Here is a 578-nt window from a genome sequence, read left to right as displayed (position 1 = left end):
ATAGCTGCAACCGATGTTGGTAGAACCTTCAGTTGTAACGTTCGGTTCGAATTCACCTTCGCAGTTGTCTGATCCTGTGAAAACAGGAGCTACTACTTCCGGATTACAACCCAGTTCTGCGCTTTCAGCAAGGGTGCTGATCACCGGAGCTTCAGTATCTTCAGTCCAGGTGTAGGTAATGCTAACCGGAGCCGCAGGATTACCGCAAGCATCGGTATAGTTAGCAGTCCATGTTTGAGTATAGCTGCAACCAATATTTGCAGGACCGTTAGAAGTAACGTTCGGTTCGAATTCACCTTCGCAGTTGTCTGATCCTGTGAAAACAGGAGCTACTACTTCCGGATTACAACCCAGGTCTTCATTTTCAGCCAGGGTGCTGATCACCGGAGCTTCAGTATCTTCAGTCCAGGTGTAGGTAATGCTAACCGGAGCCGCAGGGTTACCGCAAGCATCGGTATAGTTAGCAGTCCATGTTTGAGTATAGCTGCAACCAATATTTGCAGGACCGTTAGAAGTAACGTTCGGTTCGAATTCACCTTCGCAGTTGTCTGATCCTGTGAAAACAGGAGCTACTACTT

The 578-nt window shown here is 47.8% G+C and carries 1 protein-coding gene; it reads right to left on the bottom strand.

Annotation, left to right across the window (positions count from 1 at the left end; genetic code table 11):
• Positions 1–578, bottom strand: a 578-nt coding sequence (locus MR764_RS20165; protein ID WP_247981257.1) for a hypothetical protein, incomplete at both ends; no start/stop codon positions are given.

The organism is Maribellus sp. YY47 (assembly GCF_023111095.1).
Lineage (GTDB): Bacteria > Bacteroidota > Bacteroidia > Bacteroidales > Prolixibacteraceae > Draconibacterium.
This window is presented reverse-complemented; position numbering and strand designations above follow the sequence as displayed.